The sequence below is a fragment of the Paenibacillus sp. AR247 genome (assembly GCF_002968895.1).
Taxonomy (GTDB): Bacteria; Bacillota; Bacilli; order Paenibacillales; family Paenibacillaceae; genus Paenibacillus_AQ; species Paenibacillus_AQ favisporus.
On sequence record NZ_PCZT01000009.1, the window covers coordinates 1,558,207 to 1,561,665 of the forward strand.

At 50.5% G+C, this 3,459-nt stretch carries 6 protein-coding genes; all 6 read right to left on the bottom strand.

Annotation, left to right across the window (positions count from 1 at the left end):
• The coding region (locus CPT76_RS15440) for a PTS transporter subunit EIIC (RefSeq protein ID WP_181152866.1) at positions 1-637 on the bottom strand (637 nt) is incomplete at its 3' end.
• 32 nt (positions 638-669) lie between these two features.
• Positions 670-1,164, bottom strand: coding sequence for a PTS sugar transporter subunit IIA (locus CPT76_RS15445; RefSeq protein WP_105443517.1), 495 nt, complete (start codon positions 1,162-1,164; stop codon positions 670-672).
• A gap of 407 nt (positions 1,165-1,571) precedes the next feature.
• On the bottom strand, positions 1,572-2,288 hold the full coding sequence (locus tag CPT76_RS15450) for a GerAB/ArcD/ProY family transporter (RefSeq protein ID WP_181152867.1): 717 nt from the start codon (positions 2,286-2,288) through the stop codon (positions 1,572-1,574).
• Positions 2,249-2,764, bottom strand: coding sequence for a GerAB/ArcD/ProY family transporter (locus tag CPT76_RS15455; RefSeq protein ID WP_105443519.1), 516 nt, complete (start codon positions 2,762-2,764; stop codon positions 2,249-2,251). Before CPT76_RS15455 ends, CPT76_RS15450 begins: the two co-directional genes overlap by 40 nt.
• Positions 2,757-3,011 (bottom strand): hypothetical protein, encoded by a 255-nt coding sequence (locus CPT76_RS15460; RefSeq protein WP_105443520.1) that lies wholly within the window; start codon positions 3,009-3,011, stop codon positions 2,757-2,759. Before CPT76_RS15460 ends, CPT76_RS15455 begins: the two co-directional genes overlap by 8 nt.
• Positions 3,012-3,021: 10 nt before the next feature.
• Positions 3,022-3,459 (bottom strand): Ger(x)C family spore germination C-terminal domain-containing protein (locus CPT76_RS15465; protein ID WP_181152868.1); only part of this gene is annotated, 438 nt, incomplete at its 5' end.

Below are 3,459 nucleotides of genomic sequence, written 5' to 3' on the forward strand. Positions count from 1 at the left end.
GGTGCAGGCCGAACGGAACGAGCAGTCGGTTTGCGATCAAATATACCGCACTGCCGATTCCTCCGAGGCTGACGATCCAGCGGCCGAACGTATCCAGCACGTCCTGGACAGGCCCCCAGATGAGGCCGAGAACGATGCCGACGAATACCATTGTGACGGACGTAATAATCGGCACAAAGCGTTTGCCGCCGAAAAATCCGAGCCAGTCCGGCAGCTTGATTTTATGAAAACGGTTGTATAAAAAGGCGGAAATCAGACCGACGATGATGCCTCCAAGAACCCCTGTGTTAAGCTCCGCGCCTTTATCCATAACGGTCGTAAACGCAAGCGGTACCTTAACCAGCACCTTTAAGAGAATAATGTGGCCGATGACGGCAGAGAGCGCGGCGACAGCGTCACCCGTCAGACCGATGGCCACCCCGACGGCAAAGATGAGCGGCAGGTTATCGAAGATCGTCGATCCGCCGGCATCCAGAAACGGTGCAATGTAGTGGTTCAGGAACCACCCCACCTGGTTGCCCAGGTGGAAGTCCTTAATATAGTCGATGTTGCCAAAACGCATCAGAATCGCCGCCGCCGGCAGCGTCGCCACCGGAAGCATCAGCGACTTCCCGATTTTTTGCAGAAATGCTAGCATGTTCTGTCATCCCTTTCTCGTCGAAAGTAGCTTTAGGATTTAAGCGTAACGCTCAGGATTTCGGTCTGTCCGGCGGTTACGGCCCCCAGCTTCGTTTCCATCTGCTCCACTTTGTCTTCGCTGTTCGTGATAATGACCGGCGTTACGGTCGGCAGACCTGCCGCGCGAATCGCCTCGATGTCGAATTCGATCAGCGTTTGCCCTGCCTTCACCTTGTCTCCCGTGTTGACATGGCTTGTAAATCCGCTGCCTTTCAGCCCTACTGTGTTAATGCCGATGTGAAACAGGAACTGCAGGCCGTTCTCTTGCTCTACAATGACCGCATGCTTGGACTTGATCACATGAGCCACGACGCCGTCAAACGGAGCGATCAGCTTGCCGTCGGCAGGCTCAATGGCGAGCCCTTTGCCCATATGTCCGCCTGCAAAAGCTTCATCCGGGACCTGATCAAGCGGTACTGCCGTACCTGTAAGCGGGGACGTAATCTCTAGCGTTTGCTGTTTTTTGGATTTCCATTTTGAAAACATGAATATTCCTCCTTGACGAAATCTGCGTGAATCTCCGATAGGTTGTCATCATCCGGGCTATGAAAAAAGGATCTTTTCCATTATGTCCAGGAACGGATGAACTATGTGGGAACCTGTAATATGCTTGCGGTTGGAAGCTGCCAGAGAACACAACCTTTGAAACGGAAGCGATTTCAAAACGTTGGGAGCTCCCTTCAATGCCACACACTCCTCCCCAAAAGACCAACAAAAAAAGCCAAGAATAGACTCCACGCAGGAATCGATTCTTGGCTCATGCCCAATGTTAAGGTAACACGCCAATTTCAAGTATTCACTTATGTGCCTATATTAAAACAAGATACAGCGATACGTCAATAGCCAATCTATTCAATTTTGTATCCTGGTCGATAAGCTCTTATTCTGGAATGTTACTCAGGCTGTTGTTGTGGATGTAAATGCGCCTCTGACTGCGGCTGCGAAGGCGGTTGTGTCTGTACCTCCGAACCTTGCTTATTCCGACTGCGGAAATTCCCAACGATCAGCAGCACTGCCGGTATAACGAATCCCGGGAACACCGCCATCATCGGGTAAACAATTCCGGACCATTCCAGCTCCGCCGTGTTGCGAAGAACCCAAAGGGACAACGGCAGCAGCAAAAAGGAAAAGGGAATCACCAAGTTCTTGTAGCTAATCACGTTAAAGCACTGCACGGTTACAATCACGGTGACATAGAAGCAGATCAGGAGCTTCATGAACGATGTAATCAGCCAAATAATCCCCACAATGACCTCTGCCCGTTCCATCACCCGCTCAATCCGGATCTCACGTGCCACGTCATAGACAGCATAAGGGGAACGGGCCGTCATGTCCACGCCAAGCACCATGATCGTGATTACGCTGAGCAGTGCGCCGGAGATCAGGGTCCCCACGCTGGTGACATAAAAATATTTTTTAATCTTTTGCTGGTTTTGTACAAACGGGATCAACAGGAGGCAGATGGAAATTTCCAGCGAAGGGAAACCTAGCAGTGGATAACCTGCCTTAATCGATGGCATTATCCCTTCGGGAAACATCGGAAACAACTCTCCAGGATGCATTTTAGGGATCAAGAGCAGCGCTGTAATAATAAAACGGACATCGCCCATGGAAACAAAATTTCCCCGGACATCGCCCATGGAAACAAAATTTCCCCCGTTCTTCCAATAACTTCAATCCCTAAAAAGCAGCCGTAAATCGCGGGGATCAAGATCACCGCCATATTAACAACCAATGGCGTTTGGGGGAGCACAACCGAGCCGATAAAATTACCGATGTTGCGTAACACATATGCGGTCAAAATCAAAAAATAGAACATGTATACAACGGCTATAGCTGATCCGAACCACTTTCCCGTCAGTAAGCGGCCGTACTGGATAATCGTCTGCTGCGGATACCGAAAGCCGAGTTTCAAATAGAGCGTGATGAGACCAAGCTGAATGATTCCGACGATAATGACGCTGAACCAGGCGTCTTGTCCAGCAATGGACACAAGCGTATGCGGCTGAACGAGCGCGGCCGTGCCGATAATATATAAATACATGATCAAAGCAAACTGTTGAGCCGAAATTTTACCCTTATCCATGGACAACCCTGCCCTCCGTCACCCAATTCATGACTGGCTTGGCGAGAGGCCCGAAAATATGGCCCATCGCGATCACGAAAGACGGCAGGGGGATGTCCGTGATCAGCAGCATATACAGAAACCCTCCGAACAGCAAGATTGTCGTCGAACTCCATAGATCCTTTTTGGACGCCTGCCGGCGGAGCACAATAAAATTCAGGATCACAGCCACAAAGATTGCTGCAGTAATGATATAATCGGGACCCACGAGAAACACCTCACTTCATATTTTGCAGATAGGATTGATTGCGTACTCCCGTCGAATAGATCTCCACGTCGCTACTGACGACCGTCCGGATTTCAGGGAATAGCGTTTCCCATTCTTTCTTATGAGCCTTCCAGTATGAAGGGCTGGCCTTATATACCAGGTTCCCGTAACCCAGCGCATCGCTGTCCAGTTCATGCTGAAGGGTGGAAATGGTGCTGTTCACCATCTTGTTGACCTGCTGCTCGGCTTCTTTTTCCAGCCAGCTGATCGTTTCCTTTTTGTCTACCCTGATTTTGCGGCTGTCAACGTCAAACACGCTCGCCCTTTGTTTGATCCGAACAACGACTTCCGGCTTTCCACGGCTGAACCGGGCTTTCACCGAAGCCTTACTGTGCAGGACCGCGATATGCACCTTTCCTTCCTCAACGGGAATCGGCACGACAAGCCG

Bases quoted from the DNA above. Each gene is read 5' to 3' on its own strand.
- CPT76_RS15450 (WP_181152867.1), bottom strand. From the start codon at position 2,288: ATGGGCGATGTCCGTTTTATTATTACAGCGCTGCTCTTGATCCCTAAA.
- CPT76_RS15445 (WP_105443517.1), bottom strand. From the start codon at position 1,164: ATGTTTTCAAAATGGAAATCCAAAAAACAGCAAACGCTAGAGATTACG.
- CPT76_RS15455 (WP_105443519.1), bottom strand. From the start codon at position 2,764: ATGGATAAGGGTAAAATTTCGGCTCAACAGTTTGCTTTGATCATGTAT.